We start from the raw sequence: 25,499 nt of genomic DNA, 5'->3' as shown, positions 1-25,499 counted from the left end.
ATAATGGAATCAGGTGTCATTTCGTGGCGAAAGGGTCTGAACGATGAAAAAAAACGGATGGATACTTTTTTTGTTTATATTGCTCGGAATGATAGCAGGAGCGCTAGTCGCAAAATGGCTGGAATCCGTACCGGGCGTATCCTTCCTGACTAAGCCGATCGCGACTTCTTGGTCGCCTAACGTTGATCTGTATGTATTGAGCCTAAACATGTCGGTCAGCCTGCAGATTAGCTTGCTGAGCGTCGTCGGTGCAGCCATTGCGATTTGGTTGTACAGAAAAATGTAAGTACTGCACACATTTTTTAAGGTGGCAGCTGGATCATGATTGATCCGTAGAAGGAGCACGCCCTTATGAATGAAAGTTTTACTAACCAAGCACCGATAAGCCGGCTCGTGCTGGCTTCATCGTCTCCGCGCCGGAAGGAACTGGTCGCATCTCTGGACCTTTCCTTGCCGGTTTCTATTTTGTCTACGGATATGGATGAAAGTTATGAATCCAACTGGACGCCGCAAGAGGTGGTCGAACAGCTGAGTCTTCGCAAAGGTTTAGGAGCCGAAGCGCTGCTCACACAACGGGGCGAAGAATCTGCAGGCACGTTAATTCTTGCTGCAGACACGATCGTAGTACTGGATGGCCAAATACTCGGAAAACCCAATGATGACGAAGAGGCAGTACGGATGTTGACTTCCTTGCAAGGCAGGTCACATGAGGTATACAGCGGCATCGCATTACTAGCGGCAGGCACGGAGCATCACAGTGTTGCCAGTCGCAGAACGAAGGTTTTCATGAAGGCATTGGATGAACAACGAATCCGCAGATATGTCGCATCTGGCGAGCCGCGTGACAAAGCCGGAGCTTATGGCATTCAAGGATATGGTGCTGCTTTAGTAGATACGATCGAAGGCTGTTATTTCAATGTCGTGGGTCTGCCGCTATCGCTTTTGTCTGATCGGCTTAAGACGTTTGGCGTACAGACGTATTAATTCTATGATGGGATGGGATGATTATGGAAATACATGGTAATGTATTGCGTGATGTCCCCCATGAAGAACGTCCAAGAGAGCGCATGATGCGATATGGGGCGGAGGCGCTTAGCCATGCTGAGCTGCTTGCGATTTTGTTGCGAACAGGTACAAAACGTCAGTCGGCCATTCATTTGGCGAACTCGATTTTGCGTCAGAGCGGAAGCCTGCGCGGATTGCTGGATATGAGTCACGAAGAGCTCACGTCAATTAACGGGATCGGTCCGGCCAAGGCCTTGCAGCTGCGTGCAGGGATTGAACTTGGCAGACGAATGATCAAGACACGGATTGATGATTGGGTCACAATCCGCAAACCCAAGGATGCTGCTGATTATGTGATGGAAGAGCTTCGATATTTGGACAAGGAGCATTTTGTCTGCTTGTTCTTGAATACCAAGAACGGAATTATTGCCCGGGAAACATTGTCGGTCGGTACACTAAACGCGTCGTTAGTTCATCCTAGGGAAGTGTTCAGAGCGGCAATTAAACGTAACAGCGCCTCTGTCATTTGTGCTCATAATCATCCTAGCGGTGATCCAACTCCGAGTCCTGAGGATATTACGCTTACGGATCGACTTGTAGAAGCAGGTAAGCTTGTTGGCATCGAAGTGCTGGATCATATCATAATCGGGGATGGCAAATTCATGAGTTTGAAGGAACTTGGTCATATGTAATATAATATAAAAGGCGTATTAAAAAGTCTGATTAACAAGGCCACGGACGAATACAACATTCGACGTTGAATATGTACGTAAGATAAGAGCAAAATGGATGTACGGAATTAGAAGGGAGCAACAACATGTTCGGTAGATTGAACAAGGATTTGGGGATTGACCTCGGAACAGCAAATACGCTGGTATACGTTAAAGGCAAGGGGATAGTCGTGAGGGAGCCATCCGTGGTAGCCCTGCGTACCGATACAAAAACGATCGAAGCGGTAGGCGAGCAAGCCAAAAAAATGATAGGCAGAACGCCGGGCAACATTCGTGCGGTTCGTCCAATGAAAGACGGAGTTATTGCGGATTTCGAGACGACGGCAACGATGATCAAATATTTTATCCGCTCTGCGCAAAAGCAGCGTTCGCTGTTCCCGCGCCATCCGAATGTGATGGTGTGCGTGCCTTCCGGTATTACGGCAGTTGAGCAACGAGCTGTAGAAGATGCGGCTAAGCAAGCTGGCGCTAGAGAAGCGTATACCATCGAGGAGCCCTTCGCTGCAGCTATTGGCGCAGATCTTCCAGTCTGGGAGCCAACAGGAAGTATGGTAGTAGACATCGGCGGCGGAACGACTGAAGTGGCGGTCATCTCGCTAGGCGGCATCGTAACGAGCCGTTCCATCCGTGTTGCGGGCGACGAAATGGATGAAGCCGTTATCCAATATATCAAACGACTGTACAACCTGATGATTGGTGAGAGAACGGCAGAGCAGCTTAAGATGGAAATCGGCTCTGCATTGCAGCTTGATAAGCCAGAAACGCTCGAAATCCGTGGACGCGACCTCGTATCTGGCCTTCCGAAGACACTCGCTATTACATCGGATGAGATAACAGATGCACTGATGGATACCATTAATGCCATTGTGGAAGCTGTTAAAGTCACACTCGAGAAATGTCCGCCGGAGTTATCTGCGGATATTATGGATCGTGGTATTGTATTGACTGGCGGAGGCGCTTTGCTGCGCAATCTGGATAAGCTGCTGCAACGTGAAACCGGAATGCCGGTCATCGTGGCAGACAACCCGCTTGATTGTGTCGCGATCGGCACAGGCCGTTCATTGGATAATATTCATCTGTTCAAGAGCAGAGGATCGAATCGCTCGAAGCGTTAATACATGTTAGGCGCAATCACGGATTTGGGACAGGCAGGTGATCGGGCTGTTAAATTTCATGAGGAATAAGCGTGTGTTTATGCTTATGATCGGTTTTATTTTGTTTATCGCGATCATCGGCTTCTCGCTTAGCGATCGCAAAGAGCTGACCGGGCCGGAGAAGTTCCTCAAGGATACGTCCGGCTTCGTGCAGCAGTGGTTCTACAAGCCCGCTGGCTATATAGCGGGCTTCTTTGAGGACATTCGCGATTTTCGAATCGTATACCAAGAGAATGAGCGACTTCGCAGTACCGCAGCCGCTTATGCGCGCGACAAAGTGAAATACAATTTTATGGAGAAAGAAAACGTGCGGCTTAAGGAAGAACTTAATTTCACTGAGCAGCAGAAACAAATGAATAATTACAAATATCTTATCGCGCAGGTCGTATCGGTCAGCAATGATGCTAATAATCGGACGATGACGATTAATCTGGGATCGAAGCATGGAGTCCAGAAAAATATGGCGGTCACGACAGTCGACGGTCTAGTCGGATTGGTCAGCTCGGTTACGCCGTTTACCTCTGCAATTACGCCAATCACCGAGCTTAACGAAACGTCGCCGACGTTTAATTCGATTGCTGCGACGATTGAAGGACGTGAGGACGAATCCTTTGGCATTCTTAGCAGCTTCGAGAAAGAAACCAATCGGATCATTATGACTCGTATTGCCGAGAATGACAAAATGGAGATCGGCGATACCGTTATAACGTCGGGGCTTGGCAATGTATATCCGCGAGGTTTGCGGGTTGGAACGGTAGAGACGAAGCAGGTCGGAGACTTTGGTCTTACATACACGGCGACAGTTAAGCTGTCAGCTAGCTTCGATCATCTCACGGAGGTATTTGTCGTGCAGGTTCCTGGCATGGAGGAATCCGAGCAATGAGCATGAACCGAATCGTTGCGCTGATGCTGCTGCTATTCGTGGTGGAAGGTTCGTTAATGCCCTGGATCATCCCGGAAGGTTTCGGCGACCGGATTATTCCGCACTTTATTTTCGTTTTTGTATTATTTTCGGCACTTTACGGCAATCGTCATCAGGCTCTGTTGCTTGGCGCTGGATTTGGTTTGCTGCAAGATATTATCTATTTCGGACAGCTGCTAGGCCTACACTTCTTTGCGATGGGATTGCTGGGGTATCTTACGGGCATTCTGCTGGAGCGCAAACGCGCAACGGTCATGATGGCAGTCTCCGTCATCGGATTTGCTTGCATCCTATATGATTCCTCGTTGTTCTTTATCTACAAGGTATTCCGGATAACAGACGCTTCTTATGCTTGGGCGCTTCTTAATCATATTCTCCCCAGCTTGTTCCTGCAGTTAGCCTTTGCGCTTGCTTGTTATATACCGATTCGACGCATGTTCGAATCCCGCAATCAAATGGGAGAAAACGGCGAAGAGGAATAATGGTCGAACGCAGGCAGGAATTCGGGCTATCCGTTTAGAATTGAATAGGTTGGGGAGGGACAAACGTGACCGAGAAACAACATATTATGATTAAAGGCGTCAAGGAAGGTCTGCTGTTCCTTCTCGACGATCAATGTGCTTTCGATTCGCTGGTAGCCGAGATGAAGCACAAGCTGGAGAAGACACATCAGCAGCTGCTGACGGGACCACTCGTACACATACATGTTAAGCTGGGCTCCAGAATCATTACGGACGAACAGAAGGAACAGCTATCGAGCATCATCGGTGCGCAAGGCAATTTGATGATCCAGTCCATGGAGTCGGATCCGCCGACTAATCCGGAATCTGGCAATAACGGCAAGACGCTGCAAGTGATTACGTCCATTGTTCGTTCGGGGCAGACGCTGGAGCATGACGGAGACTTAATGCTCATCGGCGATGTTAATCCGGGAGGCACACTACTCTGCACCGGAGATATCTATGTGATGGGCGCGCTGAGAGGAATGGCGCATGCTGGAGTCGCAGGTAGAAAAGATGTGATCATCGCCACATCTCTGATGAAGCCTACTCAGCTGCGTATCGCGGACGTCGTCAGCAGGCCGCCTGAAGAATGGCTGACGCTGGACTCGGCGATGGAATTCGCCTTTCTGAACGAAGGACAAATGCAGATCGACAAGCTATCGCAGCTATTCCGAATCAGGCATAATCCGATCCTATTTAAAGGAGTGTAGAGCATGGGAGAAGCGATTGTAATCACATCAGGCAAAGGCGGTGTCGGCAAGACGACGACATCGGCTAATATCGGAACTGCGCTTGCGCTGCTTGGCAAAAAAGTTTGCATGGTCGACACTGATATCGGACTTCGTAACCTTGATGTCGTCATGGGTCTGGAAAATCGGATCATATACGATTTGGTCGACGTTGCCGAGGGCAGATGCCGACTGAATCAAGCATTAGTAAAGGATAAACGATTCGAAGAGCTGTATATGCTGCCCGCAGCACAAACAAAAGACAAAGATTCAGTTAAGCCCGAGCAAATTCGTGATATGGTGCTAGAGCTTAAGCAGGAACATGATTATGTCATCATTGACTGCCCAGCAGGCATCGAGCATGGTTTCCGCAACGCGATCGCAGGGGCGGATCGAGCTATTGTTATCACGACTCCAGAAAACGCGGCTGTTCGAGACGCGGACCGTGTCATTGGGCTTCTCGAAGGCAACAAAATTCCATCGAAGCTGATCATTAACCGCATTCGTCCAACGATGATGAAGAGCGGAGAAATGCTGGATATCGACGAAATTTGCCAGGTGCTTGCGATCGATTTGCTAGGGATTGTACCCGATGACGAGAAGGTCATTTCTGCAGCCAATAGCGGTGAGCCGACTGTCATGAATCCAACCTCTCGCGCTTCGATTGCATATCGCAATATTGCCCGCCGTATACTGGGGGATATGGTTCCGTTGATGGTTCTCGACGAGAAGGCTGGAGCGTTCAAGCGGTTCCGGAAGTTCCTCGGAATAGGATGATGGACTTGTGGTTAATAAAATAAAAAAACTCGATTGGGGCATCTTGGCCATTCTTGCTTGTCTTGCGGCGATTAGCGTTATCGCTATTCATAGCGCCACGGCTAATAACGCGCTTTATTCAAGCAACGATATGAAGCAGTTAGTGTTCTACGGACTTGGGTTTGTAGTTGCTATCGCTTCAGTGCTGTTTGATTATCGGATTATCTTGAAAATCTGGCATGTATTGTACGCGATCGGAGTCGCTTCGCTAATTCTCGTCTTTTTCTTCGGAGCCGAGATCAACGGTGCAAAGGGTTGGTTTAAGCTGCCAGGCGGACTTCTCAACTTCCAGCCTGCAGAAATTATGAAGATTATCCTGATCATCGGCATCGCATATCTTATGGGTCGCCGACAAGGAGACAAACTTAATTTTACGACGGACCTGCTGACTATAGGCTCATTTGCGTTATTGCCATTCGTGCTCGTTATGATTCAGCCGGATCTAGGCAATGCCATCATTTATCTTGTGATTGTGCTTGGGATGCTCTGGATCGGCAATGTCAAATACTCGCATGTGGCGATCGGGCTTGCAGCAGTCGTCGCCGGCATTGTGTTGTTTATGTTCTTGTTCAACGTGTTTAACACCGAAATCAAGGACTATCTTGTGGATCAGGATAAGAAGCATTGGTATGACCGGATTAATACGTTTATCAACCCTGAGCTTGCTTCTGCGGACAGTAAACATCAATCCATGTATGCGCAGATTGCGATTGGATCAGGCGGGTTGAATGGCGAAGGATTTCTGGAGGGCAAGCTGAAGAACGGCGGTTATATACCGTATGCTTACTCGGATTCCATCTTTGTTGTGGTCGGAGAGGAATTTGGGTTTCAAGGTGCCGCGGTGCTTCTGCTGCTGTACTTCCTATTGATTTATCGAATGATAATGGTTGCGTTCAAATGTTACGATCGAAGAGCGTCCTATATGGTGATCGGGATCGTCTCCATGTTTGTGTTCCAGGTGTTCCAGAATATCGGGATGATGATCGGTCTTATGCCGATTACCGGTATCACGTTGCCATTCGTCAGTTACGGGGGGACATCGCTGCTCTTAAATATGATGTCAATCGGCCTCGTATTCAGCATCAAGGCGCATCAAGAGGTATACGAGCTCGCCGAATGAGTGGGCTTAATAGATACGGCAGTGTAGCGGGAATTGTTCCCGGCACTGCCGTTTTGTCGTTTGTAAGGACTAGCGAAACTCTCTCCTCCGATTGCCCCGGACTCGCATACTTGTCCTCTGTAACTCATAAAGATGGTAGTAGGACAAGGTGCAGGGAGGATACTGGCATGGGACTAAGAGACGATGTTAGGCATAGAAGGCACGAGAAAATAAGGACGCTGCTGGAAGAGTATGCGGCGAAACAGGGGGGAGCAGAGAAACCCTCGCAGCAAGCGGAGCTGCCCGTGAAAGGTAATCCGAAGAAGGCGAATGACGTGCAAATGGATCGACAAGCTTGGCGGTCAAGATCGGATGAGGAAAGGCATCTGGAATTTCCGTCTCATCCGGCAAACGTACTGGAACGAGAGGATTTAGCGTCTGAAATTAGGAACAGCGGACAGACACAAGATCCGGAATTAGCTTGGAAACGTAATCCGAATCCATGGTCAGCTTGGGGAGAGGATTCCGCTCAAGGCGGGGAGTCCCGCAGCTTCGTTAGACAGACGAGGACGTACGATGATTCCGACAATCCACCAAGGAGCAGCTGGAGTCGTTTTCTCAAGGGCATGCAATGGAAGGCAGCAGCTGCTTTGCTTATTTTTGGCGGCATTTATGGCATGTTCCACTACGAAGCGGACTGGGCCGGACGGGGACAAACCATTGTGAAACAAGCGCTGACGGATGAGTTCGATTTTGCTGCCGTAGCGATTTGGTACAAAGAAGCTTTCGCAGGTGCGCCTTCGTTTATTCCGATATTCCAAGGCGACCCGGAGGCAGCAGTAGGGGTGGATGGAGACGTGACGGATCATGTTGTTGCTCCGCTCGAACATGGATCGCTTATACGTACATTCGCCGAAATGCTGAATGGCATCGAGCTGGCGGACGAGTCTGAAGCTTCCGTAGTAGCAGTTGAGATGGGCAGAGTTGTCATGGTGACGGAAGGTCAAGACAGCATCTTAATACAACATGCTAATAACCGAGTTAGTATCTACAGCAAGCTTGGCAGCGCAGGCGTGTCGGTTAACGATTGGGTAGAGGCCGGAGACCCTATCGGGAATCTTAAGGGAGCGAATGAAAGTGGACAAAGCCTGCTTCATTTTGCCATTAAGGAGAATGACCAGCATGTGGATCCACTTGAAGTGATCACGCTTGATTAAGTGGGGGGGCATCGTTTGGTCGATTCATCCGCTATTTGTAATGGTTATGGCAGCTTCCGCCTTAACCGGTTACTTTGCCGAGTTAGCCGTATTGTTCTTGATTGTGTTTGTCCATGAGCTTGGGCATGTCATTGTGGCCAAAGGGCTGGGCTGGCGCATAAAGGAGGTTAAGTTGCTGCCCTTCGGCGGTGTTGCTGAGGTGGATGCCGGGGCGGCAAATGCCAAGGAGGAAGCGTTGGTTGCCATTGCTGGACCTTTGCAGAACGTTTGGATGGGTCTGATTGCTTGGGGCTGCGGGTTCATAGGGTTATGGTCCGAACCTTGGTCCGATTACGTGGTGCAGGCGAATCTGATGATCGCCTTGTTTAATTTGCTGCCGATCCATCCGCTCGACGGAGGAAAGCTCGCCCATGCGCTAATTAGTGTGTTTGTTGATTATTATCAAACACTGCTATGGTCGGCACGACTGAGCCTTGCGTTCAGCTTGATTATGATTGTCGGCGCCGCAGCTCCAATCTGGATCGGTGGCGGCGATGGCGTACAGCTGAATCTACTGGTTGTCGGTTTGTTTCTATTGTTAAGCAACTGGACATATTATCGCAATGTTCCTTATTTGTTCGTGCGCTTCTTGACCCACCGCCAGCGTGCCGTTATGGCGGCACTTGAACGCGGAAGGAAAGCGACACCGATTATCGTCAGCAGCGAACAATCCATATTGTCTGTCGCGAGGCAATTAAATCGTGAACGTTATCATCTGATCTATGTGATGGAGCCGTCAGGCAGAGATTTGAGAGTGCTGCCTGAGGGGCAGATTGTGGAGAGCTGTCTCTCGGGACTAAATCCAAATCGTGCAGTCCGCGAACTTTTGGGCTAAAATAGAAGCATATGATAGAAGCATACGATGATAAAAGGGCGGATTCGCTACGATGAAACAAATGCTGATGCATGTGGAAGGCGATACGATGCAGACGGCCGTTCTGGAGAACGGGCAGCTGACAGAATTTTTTATGGAGCGTTCAGGCGGGGCAAGTCTCGTCGGCAACATTTATAAAGGCAAGATCGTCAATGTGCTGCCTGGTATGGATGCAGCCTTCGTCGATATTGGCACAGGCAAAAATGCATTTCTGTACATCGACGACATGTTGCATCCGCATGCGGATAAGCAGCCGGCGAACAAGCCGAGCATCCGTGAGCTTGCACAGCCTGGACAAGATATGATCGTACAGGTTGTAAAGGATCCGCTAGGCGGCAAAGGAGCTCGCGTGACGACACATTTTAATCTTCCGGGACGCTGGCTCGTGTATTTGCCATTTGCAGACTATGTAGGCGTGTCCAAGAAGGTGTCGAGCGAGGTGGAGCGCGAACGGCTGCGGGTGGCAGGTGAAAGAATCAGGCTGGATGAAGAGGGCATTATCATAAGAACTGCAGCTGATGGCGAAGCGCTGGAGTCGCTGCAGGTCGACGTGTCCAAGCTCCGCGAACGCTGGAGAATGATCGGAGTGAAAGCGGCAGGGGCGGTGGCGCCGGCAATGCTGCATTGCGAGGAGGGGCTGCTGCACCGGGTCATACGTGACACTTTCTCATCCGATATGGACGAGCTGTGGATCGACCATTCGGCACGATTTGGAGAAGCTGCCGGACTGCTTCGAGACATCTCACCGGCATTAGAGGGCAGGGTTAAGCTGTATCGCGGTGGCGGAGGCAGAGGCATATTCCAGGAGTTCCGCGTGTCGGAGCAAATCGAGACGGCTTTCTCCAAGCGTATTCCGCTGCAAAGCGGAGGTTATCTGATCTGGGAAGAAACAGAGGCGCTTACCGTTGTAGATGTGAATACAGGCAAGTTTACGGGCTCAGACAATTTGGAGGATACGGTATTCCGGACCAATCTTGAAGCGGCGGCATTAATTGGGCGATTGCTGCGCGTACGCGATGTCGGCGGTATTGTTATCATTGATTTCATTGATATGGAAAAGGAAGACAGCCGCTCGAAGGTGCTCGCGCGAATGGCCGAGGAAGCCAAGCGTGACGGCACCAAGACATCGATTGTAGGCTGGACTCGGCTTGGTCTAATGGAGATTACCCGCAAGAAAGCAAGAGAAAGCGCGGGCCGACATTTGATCCAGGGCACATTATAAAATACTGCTTGAACCAGCTTGTCGGATGTGATAAACTGTTTGGGTGTATGTTTCGTATGTACGTGATGCGAAGGTACAGGTACCGCTCCGAACAGGTTACATAAAAGTGTATCGCTACGGCGATTGCCACCTGCCTCAGGCGAGTCTTCGAAAACAAGGAGGTGCACCCATTATGTTCGCAATTATCGAAACTGGCGGCAAGCAATACAAAGTTCAGGAAGGCGATGTGATCTACATCGAGAAACTGAACGGCAGCGAAGGCGAAAGCGTAACGTTTGATCGCGTTCTGGCCGTAACTGGCAAGGACGGTCTCGTGACTGGCGCTCCGGTCGTATCCGGCGCAACGGTAACTGGCAAAGTCGAGAAACACGGCAAAGGCCAAAAGATCATCGTTTACAAATACAAAGCCAAAAAGAACTACCGTCGTAAGCAAGGCCATCGTCAGCCTTACACGAAAGTAACGATCGAGAAGATCCAAGCGTAAGCGGAGGATTCCTTCATGATTACGATTACGTTCGTACGTAATGAAACTGACAGACGCATCGTATCATTTGCAGTCGAAGGACATGCTAAATATGCGAAGCCCGGCAAAGACATTGTCTGCGCCGGCGTGTCGGCGGTATCGGTCGGCACGGTTAATGCGATTGAAACACTTGCGGGTGTCGAGTTACCCGCCATGATGAAGAACGGCTGGTTGTCATCGGACGTACCATTGCTGCCCGATGCAGCGGCGGACGGAGTGATGCAGTTGCTTCTTGAAAGCATGGTTGTGATGCTCGAGACGATCGCTACATCATACGGTAAGCACGTCGTAGTACATGAGCAGTTTCGATAAGACAGCTCATGGAAGGCGGCTCATCAACTCGCGGAAGGAGGGGTACACCATGTTGAAATTAAATCTTCAGTTGTTCGCATCCAAGAAGGGTGTAGGTTCCACGAAGAACGGACGTGACTCGCAATCGAAGCGCTTGGGCGCTAAACGTGCTGACGGTCAAGTCGTAACAGGCGGAAGCATTCTGTTCCGTCAACGCGGAACGAAGATCCACCCGGGAACAAACGTAGGTATCGGCAAGGACGATACGCTGTACGCGAAAGTAGACGGCGTTGTCAAGTTCGAGCGCCTGGGTCGCGATCGCAAGAAAGTGAGCGTATACCCTGTTGATCAAGCTCCTGTTGCAGCTGCAGTAGAAGCATAAATCACAACTTAAAGCCCCGGCCAGCATTGCTTGGTCGGGGCTTTTGTGTGGGTGAACCTATGGAATAGCTGTATGGTGATTTGGTCTGTTCAATCTTGTTACTCGCGCTTTTTAGCAGATGACCGGCATGGACGGGCATGATATACTGGGGAAGCTAGTATTTCCTAAGAAGGCAGGTTCTGGCATGATACCCAAGACATCGGCAAAACATTATGTCGCGACGACGGCGCTCTTGCCCGCGTCCGCGTTACTGATCTGGCCTGGCGAACGCCTGCTGGCGGCAGGCTGCTTAATTTGGATCGCCGCCGCCGCGATATATTGGATTCTCAGCGAACGCCGCGCGCATCGGGAACGATTGTCAGGTACGATTGCCGCTATGCAAGCATCGAGCGTGCGCACGTTAAACCATCATCGTCATGACTGGATGAATGACCTCCAAGTACTGTATGGCTACATCAGACTTGGGAAGCTGGATAAGACGATAGGTTACGTGGAGAAAATAAGAGAAAGAATGAATGCTGAAAGCTCGATATCGAAGCTGGGCATTCCTTCGTTAATTAGTTATATTCAATCGTTCCGTACATTAACGAACTCGCTGATGCTGGAGGTCGAGGTCGAAGGAAACGTAAATCTGCTGGATATGGGTCAGGACACGGCGGAGAGTACAGCAGAGATGCTCATACATACGATTAATGCTTATCGTCTGTCGGCGAAGCCTAGATTGGGCGAAGAAGCGGTGTTGCGCCTGCATCTTTGTGCCGACGAAGGAACATTGTATGCATCCTTCTTCTACGATGGCGAGCTTGTAAACCCGGAACTTTGGAACCAAAAATTGAAAAAGCAGTTGAGAGACGCGCCGCTCATCCATGTCTCGGAAGAACAATCTTATCAGAAGGTTGTACTCAAGGCAGAGCTGCGCGGGCTGGGCGCTTGAACGGAGGCATTACATGTTTGTCGATAAGGCGAAGATTTTTGTAAAAGGCGGCGACGGGGGAGACGGAATCGTATCCTTCCGCCGGGAAAAATATGTTGAAAATGGTGGTCCCGCAGGTGGGGATGGCGGCAACGGGGGAGACTTGATCTTTCGTGTCGACGAAGGTTTACGTACCTTGATGGACTTCCGCTACCAGAAACACTTCAAGGCGGAGCGCGGTGAACGCGGTAAAGTCAAGACGATGCATGGAGCGAGTGCGGATGATACGATCGTTCGTATTCCGCCAGGTACGGTTATCATTGATGATGACACGAATCAAATCATTGCGGACATGACGCGTCACGGGCAACAAGTTGTTGTGGCCAAAGGTGGACGCGGAGGACGCGGCAACTGCAGGTTCGCAACGCCGACTAATCCTGCTCCTTATATATCGGAGAATGGTCAAGAGGGCCAAGAGCGCTGGATCGTGCTCGAGCTCAAGGTGATGGCAGATATCGGTCTGGTTGGTTTCCCGAGTGTAGGCAAATCGACATTATTATCGGTCGTGTCCGGGGCCAAACCAAAGATCGGCGCGTATCACTTTACAACGATCACACCAAATTTAGGGGTCGTCGACGTAGGTGATAGCCGGAGCTTCGTTATGGCGGATTTGCCGGGCTTGATCGAAGGGGCGCACGAAGGCGTTGGACTTGGACATGAATTCCTTCGACATGTCGAACGTACGCGTGTCATTATCCACGTTATCGATATGGCCGCTTCAGAAGGACGAGATCCATTTGACGACTGGCTCAAAATTAACGCGGAGCTCACTCTGTATAATGAAAAGCTTGCTGATCGACCGCAAATTATCGCAGCGAATAAGATGGATATGCCGGAAGCCGAGGAGCAGCTAGCCCTATTCAAAGAGCAGCTGGACGCAGTGAAGGGCGACAAGGAATATCTCATCATGCCGATCTCTTCTTTGACCAAACAAGGCATCCAGGAGCTGCTGTATAAGGCGGCGGATGTACTTGATACGGTCGAGGAGACAATCGAGGTAGAAGATGTGAAGGAAATCGAAGAGCGCAAAGTATACACATACGAGAAGCGCGAAGAGATTACGTTCACGATTCACCGTGAAGACGAAGTGTTTGTGGTAGAAAGCGAAGGCATCGAACGGATGATGAAGCGGATCAATCTGAATTCGTACGACGCCGTTATGTTATTCGCCCGGACGATGCGGAAGCTCGGACTTGATGAGGCGTTGCGCAAGCAAGGCGCTAAGGATGGGGACATGGTTCAAATCGCCGACTTCGCCTTTGAATTTTTTGAGGGCTCCGATTATAATCCATACGATTAATGTGAAGAGACGACGGCAGTCGTCTTTTTTTTCGTACGGCCTATTGCTCCTTAGTCTGTAATTCGATATAATGTCCACTATAGGTGTACAGTTGTCTTTATGAGGAGGACTGAAGTGGCGGAACGCTATTACGTCGTCCGGGAGGATATATTGCCGGAAGCGATTCAGAAGACGATTCAAGTGAAGGAGCTGCTAAGCAGCGGTATGGCGGCAACGGTTCACGAAGCTGTGGAACGAGCAGGTTTAAGCCGCAGTGCCTTCTATAAGTATAAGGATGGGGTATTCGCTCTCAACGAAATTGCACGTGAGCGAATCGTAACGATATCCATGGATTTGGAGCATCGTTCAGGCATTTTGTCCAGCGTCTTGGGGCTCGTAGCGAGTCAAGAAGGCAATGTGCTGACGATGAACCAGAGTATCCCGCTACAGGGCTTTGCAAACGTCGTGTTGTCGGTCGATATTTCGGGACTGGCGGGTGAGCTGTCCGATCTGATCGAACTCCTTCGGAGGCAAGCGGGCGTGCGCAAGGCAGCGGTAATTGGGCAAGGATAATGAATAGAGCGGAGGATGTTAAGATATGAAGCCAATCAAGGTAGGATTGCTCGGACTAGGAACGGTCGGAACAGGCGTAGTGCGCATAGTGGAAGGGCATCAGGAGGATCTGCAGGGTCAGGTTGGCTCGCCGATTATGATCGAGAAGATTTCGGTACAGAATAAAGCAAAGGGACGTTCGGTTTCCATCGATCCGGATAAATTGACTGAAGATCCATGGGATGTAATCCGCGATCCGGAGATCGATGTCATCGTTGAAGTGATGGGCGGCATCACGCAAACCAAGGAATATATTCTTGAAGCGTTGTCTCTAGGCAAACATGTAGTTACGGCCAACAAGGATTTGATGGCGATGCATGGACCGGAAATCCTGGCGAAAGCAAAGGAAAACCGCTGCGATGTGTTATATGAAGCAAGCGTAGCGGGCGGCATCCCGATTCTGCGAACATTGGTGGAAGGTTTCTCTTCCGATCGTATCACGAAAATCATGGGTATTGTGAATGGCACGACGAACTATATTCTCACAAAGATGAGTCAAGAGGGTGCCTCTTACGGAGATGTGTTGAAGGAAGCGCAGGACCTCGGTTATGCCGAAGCGGATCCGACCTCTGATGTTGAAGGCTTGGACGCGGCACGCAAGATGACGATTCTCGCAACACTTGGCTTCCGCACAAACGTATCGCTCGAGAACGTGTCGGCTAAGGGGATTTCGCAAGTAACGAAAGAAGATATCCTGTATGCGAAACGACTGGGCTATGAGCTTAAATTGCTTGGCATCGCGGAGCGTCAAGACGATCTGGTGAGCATAAGCGTGCAGCCGACAATGGTGAAGCAATCGCATCCGATCGCATCCGTCAATGGCGTCTTCAATGCAGTGTATGTACACGGCGAAGCAGTAGGAGAGACGATGTTCTACGGCGCAGGAGCGGGTGAGCTGCCAACTGCGACTTCGATCGTAGCCGATCTCGTAGCAGTTATCAAAAACTTGAAGCTTGGCGTCAACGGAAAACAAAACAGTATTGCATACAAGGAAATGAAGTTAAAGACGGATGAACAAATTTCGTCTAAATATTTCCTTCTGCTGCATGTCGCGGATCGCGCGGGCGTGCTTGCCCGGATTACGCAGTCGTTCGCCGAATTCGAGGTCAGCCTGGAGTCCGTGCTTCAACAACCGAACCCTCACAATCCAAATGCCGAAATCATCATCATCACGCATGACGCCAGCAAAGCAGCTGTTCAAAAGGTGATTGAGAAGTTCGAAACGCTCGACGTGGTGCACAAGGTCAAGAGTGTGTATCGCGTGGAAGGGTAAGACGATGAACGGAGCGGGGAGCATGGAGATCAGAGAGACAACTAGAACAGCATTATTGGATAATCGCCGCGTGACAGTCAAGGTGCCGGCGAGCACAGCGAATCTGGGACCTGGTTTCGACTCATTAGGCATGGCCTTATCGTTATTTGCCTGGATCGAGATGTCGGCATCCACTACTGGGGAAACAACATTCAGGTTCTATGGCGATGGCATGGAAGGGTTACCTACTGACAAAAGCAATCTTCTCTACAAGGTCGCTCAGATGGTCTTTGATCGAGCTGGCGTAAACTGCCCGGAGCTCGAAATTGCGATGTACAGCGATATTCCGCTGGCGCGCGGTCTCGGGAGCAGCGCCACGGCGATTATTGGAGCACTGGTCGCAGCCAATGCGCTGATCGAAAGTCCGCTAAGCGACCATGAGCTGTTCCAGATGGCGACGAAGCTTGAAGGACACCCCGATAACGTGGGTGCATCGTTGTTCGGCGGCATTATTGTCGCCGCATGGGACGGCGAGACGGCAGTACACGCCAGAATTGAGCCGCATGAGAAGTTGCAGACATTAGTTGCGATTCCTGCATTCGAGCTTGCGACGGAGAAGGCTAGACATGCGCTTCCTTCGCAGTTAGCCATGTCTGACGCTGTATTCAATGTTGGACGCAGCTCGTTGCTCGTAGCGGCGCTTGCCAGCGGGGAACTTGGATTGATTCGTCATGCGATGAAGGATCGACTGCACCAGCCATATCGTGCGCCGCTTATTCCCGGCATGACGGAAATTCTGGAGCGGGCATCAGACTTCGGAGCGCTTGGCTCAGCCTTAAGCGGGGCAGGCCCCACGTTGATTGCATTTGTGGATGCGGATAGTCAGTCGAAGTCGGAGCTGGAACAATTCCTTCAGGACACGATGCGCAAGGAAGGAATCAAGGCCGAAACCTTATGGCTAGGTCCTTGCAGCTCAGGACCACAAATAACAGTAGAGAAACGGGATGCGGGCGCAGACTTCGAAGGTGCGACGCTTCTGGAGCGAATTAAAGGAGATTTGGCATAATGAAGACGATTGCTTTATTGCCTGCCGGCTCCGTATCGGACGAAGCGGCAAAGCAGCTATTTGCCGGCGAAGAGATGGACTGGAAGTATCATCGGATGATCTCAGATGTGTTCTTGTCGACGGTGAATGGTATCAGCGACTATAGTATCATCCCAATTGAGAATACAATCGAGGGCTCTGTTAGTCTGCATATGGATTGGCTTGTACATGAGGTGGATCTGCCCATGCAAGCCGAATGGGTATACCCCTCCATCCAGAATTTAATCGGCAGACGTTCCGAGTTGACCGGTGAAGCTGGAGAGCTTGATTTGAGCCGCATCAAGAAGGTAATCAGCCATCCTGTCGCAATGGCGCAATGTACGCAGTTTCTACGCGAGCAGATTCCGCAAGCGGAAACGGAACACGTTAGCAGCACAGCAGAAGCGGTACGAATTGTGCGCGAGCACCCAGGGGAAGGTTGGACGGCGATTGGCACACGAATTGCGGCTTCCAATAACGAGCTGGATATTTTGGCGCCCGAAGTGACGGATCACGACAACAACTACACGCGATTCGTGCTGGTGGGATCCGAGCCTTACACTTCCCGTAAGTCGGAGCGAATGAAGACAAGCATTCTGATCACGTTGCCCGAGGATTATCCAGGTGCACTGCACCAAGTGTTATCGGCTTTCGCATGGCGGCGTATTAACTTGTCGCGTATCGAGTCGAGACCTACCAAGAAAAAGTTGGGCAATTATTATTTTTATATCGAGATTGAGATGGCGCTCGACACGGTATTGCTCCCTGCGGCACTTCAAGAGATCGAAGCGATCGGATGTCAGATCCGTATACTAGGTTCTTATCCGACTTTTACGTACGAGCAGCTTTTGTAGTTGATCACTGCGTTTATGATAGAGCTCATTATGTAACAGTTCAGATCTAGATCTATGCAATTGTATTAACCTGGCAGTATGTTAGGACTTTAGCTTGGATGAAATCGCGGAGGTGTTAGGGAAGGTATGGCACAGCAATGGATTTATTTGAATGGTGATTATGTAACGAAGGAAGACGCTAAGATTTCTGTTTATGACCACGGTTTCTTGTATGGAGACGGCATCTTCGAAGGTATTCGCATTTATGACGGCAACATCTTTAAGTGCAAAGAGCATCTGGATCGTCTATATGATTCGGCCAAATCCATTATGCTTGACATCCCGTTGACATTTGACGAAATGCAAGCAGCACTTGTGGAAACGATTCGTCGCAATGAGCTTCGTGACGGTTATATCCGTCTTGTCGTATCCCGCGGACCAGGCAACCTGGGGCTAGACCCGCGTCGTTGTCCATCTGCTTATGTCATCATAATCGTCGAGCAGCTAGCGATTTATCCAGAAGAGGCTTATCGTGACGGTCTTGTATCGGTATCCGTTTCACAGCGCCGCAACATCCCGGATGCCCTCAATCCGAAGATCAAGTCGCTGAATTACTTAAACAACATTCTGGTCAAAATTCAGGCAAACCTCGCCGGGGTTGGCGAAGCCATCATGTTGAACTCCCAAGGCTATGTAGCGGAGGGTTCGAGCGATAATATCTTCATCATCAAAAACAACGTAGTTTACACGCCGCCTTGTTATGTCGGCGCACTTGAAGGTATTACGCGCGCAGCTATCATGGAGCTATGTGAAAAGTTTGGTTATAAGCTGAAGGAAGAGCCGTTTACGCTGCATGACGTGTACGTTGCCGATGAAGTGTTCTTTACGGGCACGGCTGCAGAAGTAATCGCAGTGCGCGAAGTAGACGGTCGCAAGATCGGATCCGGACAAGCCGGTCCAATTACGACACATCTGCTCGGAGAATTCCGTTCCATCGTCAAAGTTGACGGTGTGAAGGTGTACGAATAACTGTACGAATAATATATATATGGATCAATTGGAACCTGCTTGGGAGATGGAACACACTCCTAGGCAGGTTTTTATTTATGATGCTGCGTGTGTAACGTCAGTTGCAGTCGAGTTCGCTGGGATCGATTTTTCGAGTTTATTGGAGGTACTCGGGGTGGATTGAGCGCAATGAAGTGGATTTTTCGATCACATCCGGATGTGGCATTACATAGAGGTCGAGAATGTCCAAATGAATGGAGAGTTTTTTTTCGCACGAGATGGCGACACCTGCCCATGTTCTGCATAGGATGTAGAGATTGATAACGGGCATTAGCCGTGCCGAGTTATCCAGAACGTGACAGGAGGTTATCTGCGAGTGAAAATCCATATTGTGAAAAAAGGCGATACGCTTTATTTCATCGGACAGAAATACAATGTATCGATCGAGGAAATTGTTAGTTTGAATCCGGGTATAACGAATCCGGATACGCTTGAGGTAGGGATGAAAATCAAAATACCTAACGCTCAAGGACAAAACGGTGCTAGCGGCGTCGAAATCATGCATCAACATGTCGTGAAGCAAGGGGATACGCTTTGGAAGCTCTCCAAGGCATGGGGTGTTCCGTTAGCTGCCATGGTATATGCGAATCCGCATCTCAAAAATCCAAATGTTCTGCTGACTGGAGAAATCGTCAACATCCCCAAAGCGGACACCGTTGTTCCGCCATATGCGATGCCGGGCAAAACCAATACGGCGGTCAAACCAACTGGCGGTGGTGCTAATCCATTACATCCATCATCAATTATGCAAAGTGTGCAAGGCATAGTTGGCAAGTTGTCGACGGCTCCGGTCATCGGCAAAAAAAATACCGCACCGATAATGGAGAAGACGTCGACAGCACCGGTTTCTCCGGTTCCGGTTCCAGCTCCAGCACCGGCCCCTAAGGAAAAGGAAGCCAAGGTGGAGCCACTTGATACGGGCAAGGTCGAACCTCTTGCAACGAAAGTAGAGCCGCTTGACACAGGTAAAGTAGAGCCACTTGACACGGGGAAAGTTGAGCCGCTGTCTACGGGCAAAGAGCTGCCGAACACATCCGTGTCGCCGCTGTCTACGGGCAAAGAGCTGCCGAATACATCCGTGTCGCCGCTGTCCACGGGCAAAGAGCTGCCGAACACATCCGTGTCGCCGCTGTCCATGGGCAAAGAGCTGCCGAACACGTCCGTGTCGCCGCTGTCCATGGGCAAAGAGCTGCCGAACACATCCGTGTCGCCACTGTCTACAGGCAAAACGCTGCCGAACACATCCGTGTCGCCGCTATCTACGGGCAAAACGCTGCCGAACACATCCGTGTCGCCGCTATCTACGGGCAAAACGCTGCCGAACACGACTGTAGCACCGCTGAGCACGAATAACGTAGCGCCAATGTCGACGAACGTTTCTCCGCTGAGCACGAATAACGTAGCGCCAATGTCGACGAACGTTTCACCACTAGGCATGAACAACATGTCGCCGAATACGACAGTTTCGCCTGCAGCGGTGTCTCCGACGCCGTATGCGTCGAAAAAAGCGCTGCCGATCGAAAAAGCAATCGAGCAGAAGGTAAGCCCGGTGCAATCCGAATATATGCAGTCGATGGATATGAATCTATTCCAGCAATACAACGTTCCGGCAACTGAGGCGATCTTCGCTAATCCATCCAATCCAGTGGCGCCGTATGCTGCCAATGCTGCGATGTCACCATATGGTGAGATGGCCCCAATGTTCCCTTATGATTGTCCGCCAGGCACAGTCATGATGGGATATCCGGCTCCGGCTCTAATGCCTTACGGTGGAGCTATGGGCTACGGGTATCCTGACAGTGGATACGCGGGCTCAAACGATATTGGAGCGGTATCCCCGATGTCCAATATGTCAAACGCGGGTACGATGCCATATGCGAACCTGAATGCGGCTAACGCGGGTATGATGCCGTACTCCAACATGAACGCTGCGAATACAGTCATGATGCCAACTAGCGCAGGCATGGTTTCGCCAATGTCAGGCATGCCGACGAAGGGGCTGCCTAACACGATGTCAACTCAATCCATACCTGGTTATGATAATGGAGGATATCCAATGAACTACCCACCGTATGCACCGTATCCATTATGGCAAAATAACATGGGGGCAACACCTGCTCCGAATAACACAAATAACGATTGCGGCTGCGGCGGAAAGCGGGAGGATGAGGTTGAAGCTCAACCTGCCAAAGCAGGAGCAAGCAAAGCAACAGCTTCCAAGCCTCGCAAAAAAACGAAAAAAGTGGTCATTCGTACAGTTGCCCCTCGTCCAAAGAAAAGAACGACGAGCGGCAGCCGGCCATGGCTAAACCGGTAGTCAAACGGTAAAAAACAACTGACGACTCGAACGCATAAGCAAAGAGCGCCTTTACGAACGAAATTCGGAGGAATTCCGAAGTTCGTAGAGGTGCTTTTTTGATGTTTGCATCATGAACTAAGTTTTCCTCCTGAATGTCGGATCCGCAAAAATCCGGAAATTGGATAATTGACTATTTTACGATAACAAATATCATTCAAATATTCTTAATAAATGACAACAATTCACAAATCGGAAAATCGACAAGCAATTCAGAACAGTAATAGAATCGCTGTGAGTTCAAATTCCCTGCCAACCTTACCATATATTTGGTTCGTAAGGTCCAGTAAGCGGTTCGTCGGGAGAAAGGAGAGCAACATCATGATTTAGACAGATGCTATACAAGTACAGGTACGACAAAGACAGATGGCTACATCCTCATCGAGAGAGGCGACTCCGTGTATTTGGATTAAGAGTCGCAAGGATTGTTACCAATTTACTTTTGGAGGTACATGTATGGCAAAACGACTATTTGGATGTATGCTGATGCTCTTTGTATTCATTATTAGCGTTTGTATCTCTACCACGGAAGCTGCCGGCAGTTCGCTGGATAATTCCTTCGAATCGGGCGTAGCCGGAGAGCAATACGGACTCGAAGACTGGCAATCCATAGGCTGGACCACGAATCAATTGCTTGGCAAGGATCGGAGTTTCATTGATGGAACAATCAAGCACAAAGGAGACAATTCTTTAAAGGTGCTTTATCCCGCAGGCAAAATTGGACCAGAGGATTCAGGTTATCATGCACCATTTCAATTAGAGCCAGCCAGTGAATATTATCTCTCCTACTGGGTTCGGTTCAGTGAAGATTTTAGTTGGGGAACCAGTCAGTATGCCGGTAAAGTCGGGCTTGGCTTAACGGGCGGTGCAGCTTGTTCGGGTGGACAAGTATGCGACGGCACCAATGGTTTCAGTTCCAGACCCATCTGGAGGAGCAATGGGCAGGCAGCGATCTATTACTACTCGATGGAGCAAACTGCCGTAAACCAATACGGAGATTACAGAGTGTTGAAATACAATGGTTCGGATGTTTATTTTCCAAAGGGCAAATGGGTCAATCTGGTTCAACGAGTGAAAGTTAATACAATAACCGACGGTCAAGCTAATCCGGATGGAGAGATCGAAGTTTGGTATAACGGTCAATCCGCGACCTTGGTCACGGGTCTTCGCCTTGTCACGAATGAGGATCAAGTAGACACCGCGTATTTCTCTTCTTTTGCAGGCGGAGGGGACGAACGGTTTGCTCCTGTAAATGACTCATATATCTGGTACGACCAAATCAAAGTATCGACTAATCGGGCGGATATTTGTGAACTGAACGAAGGTGGATGTGATGGAGAATGGGCGCCTGGATACAACGACCCTCTACAGCATTTGCGTATTCAGCCCGTTGGAGTAGAAGCGAGTGCCGTTGATGGGGTTAATGAGGCTGCTAATACGATCGACAACAAATTGGAGACACGTTGGTCTGCAAACTCTGAGAGCGGCGGGCAATGGATATTGTATGATATGGGAGAAAGTATGCCTCTATCCCAGATGTCCATCGCGTTTTTCCAGGGTGCGGCCAGGGCGACGGATTTTATTATCGAAACGTCCCAGGACAATGTAGCTTGGACCGAACAATTTAAAGGTTATAGTTCCGGTACGACCACTGAGCTTGAACCTTTTCCTTTTTTGGAGGATACGACCGCTAGATACGTAAGAATCACCGGATTTGGCAATAACGCAACCACCGCAGCCCGAGTATGGACAAGCATAACGGAAGTCGTCCTATACACGGCAGAGGAAGAGGAAGAAGTAGAGGAGCCTGTGGTCGCAGATCCCCCACTGAAAAGCAGACTCGAAAATTCGTTCGAAGCGGGGAGCGCCGGCTCGACATACGGACTGAATCAATGGAAAAAAGACGGATGGTTAGCCGATTTTCTTCTGGGCGGCGATCGAAGTGAAATTGATAATACGATGAGCAAGACAGGCACTAAATCCTTGAAGGTGCTATATCCGGCAGGAGAGCTAGGACCAGCTAACGGCTATCAAGCTCCGTTCCAGCTCGTACCGGCCGATGAGTACTACTTGTCTTACTGGGTTCGTTTCGCTCAAGACTTCAGTTGGGGAACCACGCAGTTCGGCGGAAAATTGGGGCTAGGCTTAACAGGAGGCGCTTCCTGCTCCGGTGGTCAAATCTGTGATGGAGAGAACGGCTTCAGCGCTCGTCCCATCTGGAGGAAAGATGGACAAGCGGCGCTATATTATTACCATATGGATAAACCTAGCGCATTTGGCCAGGAGGCCGATCTAAAGTATCTGAACGGTTCTTCGATTCATTATCCCAAAGGAGAATGGTTCAACATCGTCCAACGCGTCAAGATGAACACGGTGACCAATGGGGGAGCGAACCCGGATGGCGAGATCGAGATGTGGTACAATGGCGCGCCTGCAGCGAAATTAACCGGTATGCGATTTGTCTCCAATTCGGATAAAATTGACAAAGCGTATTTCTCTTCCTTCTTTGGCGGAGGCACTGAAGGTTACGTGCCAGCTAACGATTCTTACATCTGGTATGATGATATTAAAGTATCGACAAATCGTAACGATATCTGCGAATTGGATCTCGGCGGTTGCGACTATATTGCCAATGACCCACTCAAGTCGTTTGTGTTGAAGCCTGTTTCCGTTACAGCTAGCGTATATGAAGTGGGCAATGGACCGGAGAACACGATTGATAACAATCTGTCGACCCGTTGGTCAGCAGAAGGCGAACAATATCTTCAATACGATTTGGGTAAATCGATAGCCTTGTCGCAAGTTTCCATTGCTTTCTATCAAGGGAACATAAGGTCCACTTTATTCAAAATCGAAGGGTCACAGGATGGTGAGACCTGGACCACTTACTATAATGGACAAAGCACGGGGCGCTTCTCGATCCCAGAGCCTTATGTGCTAGAAAACGCCAACGCCCGTTATATTCGCATTACCGGCTTTGGCAATACCATTAACAGGTGGAACAGCCTCTCTGAGGTTCGAATTTATGCTGTAGAAGAGCAAGAGCCGATTGATGAAGAAGAACCAGGCAATGAAGAAGAACCAGGCAATGAAGAAGAACCAGGCAACGAAGAAGAACCAGGCAATGGCGAAGAGGTTTCGCCTCCTCCTGTAACAGAAGAGCCTCAGGATGATAAAGAGACGGAGGAGCAGCCAGCTGCAGATGTTGTGAAAGCGCAGGTTGAAGCAATTCGTAAGGCAGTTGGCGGTCACTGGTCCAAGAATAACTTGATTGAAGCGGTCCAACTAGGAATCTGGCAAGTGCCAAGCGATTTGAGTTCGATTCAATTGGACACTCCGATTACGCGATTGGAATGGGTTCAGTTGCTGGTCAGAGCGTTGGATCTGAAGTCGGCTTCAACAACAAACCCATCCACACTTTTCCCGGATATGCGGACATTGAACAAAGGTCAGAGAGATGATATTGCGCTTGCTGTGCATGCAGGGATCATCAACGGATTTGAAGACGGCACCTTCAGACCGGACGAGAAAGTGACCCGGGCGCAAATGGCTGTGACCATTACACGTGCCATAAAGCTTTCTGTATCCGATGCATCTTCAACCGCTCGGTTTGCTGATGATGAGAAGTTGCCGACATGGGCCAAAGACAGTATCTACGCGCTCTCTCAGATCGGCATTCTGCAAGGACGTTCCGGCCATATGTTTGATTCGCACGACAATATGAAGTTGGCTGAAGCCATTACGGCCTTATTGCGCACCGTGAAGTCCGAATCTCTCTAGAAAGGCATTTTGAGACTCTGTTTCCAAGGCTGAATAATTACCCAATACTGGTGCACACTATGAGCAAAACGACAGTCAAAGGGGGCTTCCCCATGATTTTGTTCAGCCTGTGGAAGCAAGTCAAGAAACGTATCCTGAGAAATAGGCGTCCTTTATGGACGTTAGGCGGTTTTGTTCTATTCATTGCGCTGACAACTTCACCGCATGTCGCTTTCGCAAGTAAGTCTGTCACCATAGAGCCTGCGATCCGCCATATGATTCAAGATCGGAACGAGCCTGTTCAAGTGATTCTGCACCGCATTTATGTATGCGGAGAAGAAACAGAGCCGCTGGGATTAATGAGACCGGAAACGATCGTTCGGTTGCTGGGTCAGCATCCCGAATGGAGCGCAAAGCTTGATGACGATGAGCAGACGTTGCGCGTGATGCAGCAAATTGACGATTTGTCGGAGGCTTGCAAGAGCAATGCATATTTCGGGATGGACCGAAGCGGCAACTTCTCTTTGTTTGAAGGTGAGCCCAAAGGGGAGAAGGTCATGCGTACGTTCTTCCAGCTGGATGTCCACTTTATGGAGAGCAGCTTGCCGAAGGATCAGCTCAATCAGTTGTGGGAGGGCATTCGGGTAAGCGATATTGACGAATATAACAGCGTATTGTCCACTTACAGCGATTACGCGATGGAGACGCAAGATGTATCGGGCACAAGTCAAGGTTATGAATGAACGATTCGTCCAATGTTCGAAGTAGTGAAGTCAT

Annotated in this window: 25 protein-coding genes; all 25 read left to right on the top strand. The window is 49.8% G+C overall.

Annotation, left to right across the window (positions count from 1 at the left end):
* The first annotated feature begins 43 nt into the window (after positions 1-43).
* Entirely contained in the window at positions 44-286 is a 243-nt protein-coding gene (locus ACX1C1_RS25015; RefSeq protein ID WP_458954827.1) for a DUF4321 domain-containing protein, read from the top strand.
* A gap of 65 nt (positions 287-351) precedes the next feature.
* Positions 352-984: a Maf family protein gene (locus ACX1C1_RS25010; protein ID WP_458954826.1), complete on the top strand. Its 633-nt coding sequence runs from the start codon at positions 352-354 to the stop codon at positions 982-984.
* Positions 985-1,007: 23 nt separating this feature from the next.
* Positions 1,008-1,697 carry a RadC family protein gene (gene radC / locus ACX1C1_RS25005; RefSeq protein WP_458954825.1) on the top strand — a complete coding sequence of 230 codons (690 nt, stop codon included), beginning with the start codon at positions 1,008-1,010 and terminating at the stop codon, positions 1,695-1,697.
* A gap of 125 nt (positions 1,698-1,822) precedes the next feature.
* Complete coding sequence (locus tag ACX1C1_RS25000; RefSeq protein WP_458954824.1) at positions 1,823-2,851, top strand: rod shape-determining protein; 1,029 nt, start codon at positions 1,823-1,825, stop codon at positions 2,849-2,851.
* A 79-nt stretch (positions 2,852-2,930) separates the two neighbouring features.
* Positions 2,931-3,773 carry a rod shape-determining protein MreC gene (gene mreC, locus ACX1C1_RS24995; RefSeq protein WP_458957792.1) on the top strand — a complete coding sequence of 281 codons (843 nt, stop codon included), beginning with the start codon at positions 2,931-2,933 and terminating at the stop codon, positions 3,771-3,773.
* Positions 3,770-4,294: a rod shape-determining protein MreD gene (gene mreD / locus ACX1C1_RS24990; RefSeq protein WP_458954823.1), complete on the top strand. Its 525-nt coding sequence runs from the start codon at positions 3,770-3,772 to the stop codon at positions 4,292-4,294. Before mreC ends, mreD begins: the two co-directional genes overlap by 4 nt.
* An 86-nt stretch (positions 4,295-4,380) precedes the next feature.
* On the top strand, positions 4,381-5,025 hold the full coding sequence (locus tag ACX1C1_RS24985; RefSeq protein ID WP_458957791.1) for a septum site-determining protein MinC: 645 nt from the start codon (positions 4,381-4,383) through the stop codon (positions 5,023-5,025).
* A 3-nt stretch (positions 5,026-5,028) separates the two neighbouring features.
* The gene (gene minD, locus ACX1C1_RS24980; RefSeq protein WP_458954822.1) at positions 5,029-5,820 is read left to right on the top strand and encodes a septum site-determining protein MinD; all 792 of its coding nucleotides are present in this window, start codon (positions 5,029-5,031) and stop codon (positions 5,818-5,820) included.
* A 7-nt stretch (positions 5,821-5,827) separates the two neighbouring features.
* On the top strand, positions 5,828-6,979 hold the full coding sequence (locus ACX1C1_RS24975) for an FtsW/RodA/SpoVE family cell cycle protein (protein ID WP_458954821.1): 1,152 nt from the start codon (positions 5,828-5,830) through the stop codon (positions 6,977-6,979).
* 167 nt (positions 6,980-7,146) lie between these two features.
* Positions 7,147-8,175, top strand: coding sequence for a peptidoglycan DD-metalloendopeptidase family protein (locus ACX1C1_RS24970; RefSeq protein WP_458954820.1), 1,029 nt, complete (start codon positions 7,147-7,149; stop codon positions 8,173-8,175).
* Positions 8,168-9,049 (top strand): M50 family metallopeptidase, encoded by an 882-nt coding sequence (locus ACX1C1_RS24965; protein ID WP_458954819.1) that lies wholly within the window; start codon positions 8,168-8,170, stop codon positions 9,047-9,049. The genes ACX1C1_RS24970 and ACX1C1_RS24965 overlap by 8 nt, the downstream gene beginning before the upstream one ends.
* 52 nt (positions 9,050-9,101) lie before the next feature.
* Positions 9,102-10,310, top strand: a complete 1,209-nt coding sequence (locus ACX1C1_RS24960; RefSeq protein WP_458954818.1) for an Rne/Rng family ribonuclease — start codon at positions 9,102-9,104, stop codon at positions 10,308-10,310.
* Between the two features lie 172 nt (positions 10,311-10,482).
* Positions 10,483-10,794 carry a 50S ribosomal protein L21 gene (gene rplU, locus ACX1C1_RS24955; protein WP_458954817.1) on the top strand — a complete coding sequence of 104 codons (312 nt, stop codon included), beginning with the start codon at positions 10,483-10,485 and terminating at the stop codon, positions 10,792-10,794.
* 15 nt (positions 10,795-10,809) lie between these two features.
* Positions 10,810-11,145, top strand: a complete 336-nt coding sequence (locus tag ACX1C1_RS24950) for a ribosomal-processing cysteine protease Prp (RefSeq protein WP_458954816.1) — start codon at positions 10,810-10,812, stop codon at positions 11,143-11,145.
* 49 nt (positions 11,146-11,194) lie between these two features.
* Positions 11,195-11,506, top strand: a complete 312-nt coding sequence (rpmA, locus tag ACX1C1_RS24945) for a 50S ribosomal protein L27 (protein ID WP_458954815.1) — start codon at positions 11,195-11,197, stop codon at positions 11,504-11,506.
* Between the two features lie 127 nt (positions 11,507-11,633).
* A complete protein-coding gene (locus ACX1C1_RS24940) occupies positions 11,634-12,440 on the top strand; it encodes a Spo0B domain-containing protein (protein ID WP_458954814.1) in 807 nt (268 codons plus the stop codon).
* 13 nt (positions 12,441-12,453) lie between these two features.
* Positions 12,454-13,779, top strand: a complete 1,326-nt coding sequence (gene obgE, locus ACX1C1_RS24935; RefSeq protein ID WP_458954813.1) for a GTPase ObgE — start codon at positions 12,454-12,456, stop codon at positions 13,777-13,779.
* A gap of 114 nt (positions 13,780-13,893) precedes the next feature.
* Positions 13,894-14,331 carry an ACT domain-containing protein gene (locus tag ACX1C1_RS24930; protein WP_458954812.1) on the top strand — a complete coding sequence of 146 codons (438 nt, stop codon included), beginning with the start codon at positions 13,894-13,896 and terminating at the stop codon, positions 14,329-14,331.
* A gap of 25 nt (positions 14,332-14,356) precedes the next feature.
* The gene (locus ACX1C1_RS24925) at positions 14,357-15,643 is read left to right on the top strand and encodes a homoserine dehydrogenase (RefSeq protein WP_458954811.1); all 1,287 of its coding nucleotides are present in this window, start codon (positions 14,357-14,359) and stop codon (positions 15,641-15,643) included.
* Between the two features lie 22 nt (positions 15,644-15,665).
* Positions 15,666-16,688 carry a homoserine kinase gene (gene thrB, locus ACX1C1_RS24920; RefSeq protein WP_458957790.1) on the top strand — a complete coding sequence of 341 codons (1,023 nt, stop codon included), beginning with the start codon at positions 15,666-15,668 and terminating at the stop codon, positions 16,686-16,688.
* Complete coding sequence (gene pheA / locus ACX1C1_RS24915; protein WP_458954810.1) at positions 16,688-17,560, top strand: prephenate dehydratase; 873 nt, start codon at positions 16,688-16,690, stop codon at positions 17,558-17,560. Before thrB ends, pheA begins: the two co-directional genes overlap by 1 nt.
* A 126-nt stretch (positions 17,561-17,686) precedes the next feature.
* On the top strand, positions 17,687-18,568 hold the full coding sequence (gene ilvE, locus ACX1C1_RS24910) for a branched-chain-amino-acid transaminase (protein WP_458954809.1): 882 nt from the start codon (positions 17,687-17,689) through the stop codon (positions 18,566-18,568).
* Positions 18,569-18,923: 355 nt separating this feature from the next.
* The gene (locus ACX1C1_RS24905; protein ID WP_458954808.1) at positions 18,924-20,924 is read left to right on the top strand and encodes a LysM peptidoglycan-binding domain-containing protein; all 2,001 of its coding nucleotides are present in this window, start codon (positions 18,924-18,926) and stop codon (positions 20,922-20,924) included.
* 495 nt (positions 20,925-21,419) lie between these two features.
* The gene (locus ACX1C1_RS24900) at positions 21,420-24,743 is read left to right on the top strand and encodes a polysaccharide lyase (RefSeq protein ID WP_458954807.1); all 3,324 of its coding nucleotides are present in this window, start codon (positions 21,420-21,422) and stop codon (positions 24,741-24,743) included.
* Positions 24,744-24,835: 92 nt separating this feature from the next.
* On the top strand, positions 24,836-25,465 hold the full coding sequence (locus ACX1C1_RS24895) for a BofC C-terminal domain-containing protein (protein WP_458954806.1): 630 nt from the start codon (positions 24,836-24,838) through the stop codon (positions 25,463-25,465).
* Positions 25,466-25,499 lie beyond the last annotated feature (34 nt).

Source organism: Paenibacillus sp. strain BS8-2, from assembly GCF_054483835.1.
This window is presented reverse-complemented; position numbering and strand designations above follow the sequence as displayed.

Bases quoted from the DNA above. Each gene is read 5' to 3' on its own strand.
- mreC (WP_458957792.1), top strand. From the start codon at position 2,931: ATGCTTATGATCGGTTTTATTTTGTTTATCGCGATCATCGGCTTCTCG.
- ACX1C1_RS24970 (WP_458954820.1), top strand. From the start codon at position 7,147: ATGGGACTAAGAGACGATGTTAGGCATAGAAGGCACGAGAAAATAAGG.
- minD (WP_458954822.1), top strand. From the start codon at position 5,029: ATGGGAGAAGCGATTGTAATCACATCAGGCAAAGGCGGTGTCGGCAAG.
- ACX1C1_RS24940 (WP_458954814.1), top strand. From the start codon at position 11,634: ATGGACGGGCATGATATACTGGGGAAGCTAGTATTTCCTAAGAAGGCA.
- obgE (WP_458954813.1), top strand. From the start codon at position 12,454: ATGTTTGTCGATAAGGCGAAGATTTTTGTAAAAGGCGGCGACGGGGGA.
- ACX1C1_RS24985 (WP_458957791.1), top strand. From the start codon at position 4,381: ATGATTAAAGGCGTCAAGGAAGGTCTGCTGTTCCTTCTCGACGATCAA.
- radC (WP_458954825.1), top strand. From the start codon at position 1,008: ATGGAAATACATGGTAATGTATTGCGTGATGTCCCCCATGAAGAACGT.
- pheA (WP_458954810.1), top strand. From the start codon at position 16,688: ATGAAGACGATTGCTTTATTGCCTGCCGGCTCCGTATCGGACGAAGCG.
- ACX1C1_RS24950 (WP_458954816.1), top strand. From the start codon at position 10,810: ATGATTACGATTACGTTCGTACGTAATGAAACTGACAGACGCATCGTA.
- ACX1C1_RS24925 (WP_458954811.1), top strand. From the start codon at position 14,357: ATGAAGCCAATCAAGGTAGGATTGCTCGGACTAGGAACGGTCGGAACA.
- ACX1C1_RS24960 (WP_458954818.1), top strand. From the start codon at position 9,102: ATGAAACAAATGCTGATGCATGTGGAAGGCGATACGATGCAGACGGCC.
- rpmA (WP_458954815.1), top strand. From the start codon at position 11,195: ATGTTGAAATTAAATCTTCAGTTGTTCGCATCCAAGAAGGGTGTAGGT.
- ACX1C1_RS24900 (WP_458954807.1), top strand. From the start codon at position 21,420: ATGGCAAAACGACTATTTGGATGTATGCTGATGCTCTTTGTATTCATT.
- ACX1C1_RS25010 (WP_458954826.1), top strand. From the start codon at position 352: ATGAATGAAAGTTTTACTAACCAAGCACCGATAAGCCGGCTCGTGCTG.
- mreD (WP_458954823.1), top strand. From the start codon at position 3,770: ATGAGCATGAACCGAATCGTTGCGCTGATGCTGCTGCTATTCGTGGTG.
- ACX1C1_RS25015 (WP_458954827.1), top strand. From the start codon at position 44: ATGAAAAAAAACGGATGGATACTTTTTTTGTTTATATTGCTCGGAATG.
- ACX1C1_RS25000 (WP_458954824.1), top strand. From the start codon at position 1,823: ATGTTCGGTAGATTGAACAAGGATTTGGGGATTGACCTCGGAACAGCA.
- rplU (WP_458954817.1), top strand. From the start codon at position 10,483: ATGTTCGCAATTATCGAAACTGGCGGCAAGCAATACAAAGTTCAGGAA.
- thrB (WP_458957790.1), top strand. From the start codon at position 15,666: ATGGAGATCAGAGAGACAACTAGAACAGCATTATTGGATAATCGCCGC.
- ilvE (WP_458954809.1), top strand. From the start codon at position 17,687: ATGGCACAGCAATGGATTTATTTGAATGGTGATTATGTAACGAAGGAA.
- ACX1C1_RS24895 (WP_458954806.1), top strand. From the start codon at position 24,836: ATGATTTTGTTCAGCCTGTGGAAGCAAGTCAAGAAACGTATCCTGAGA.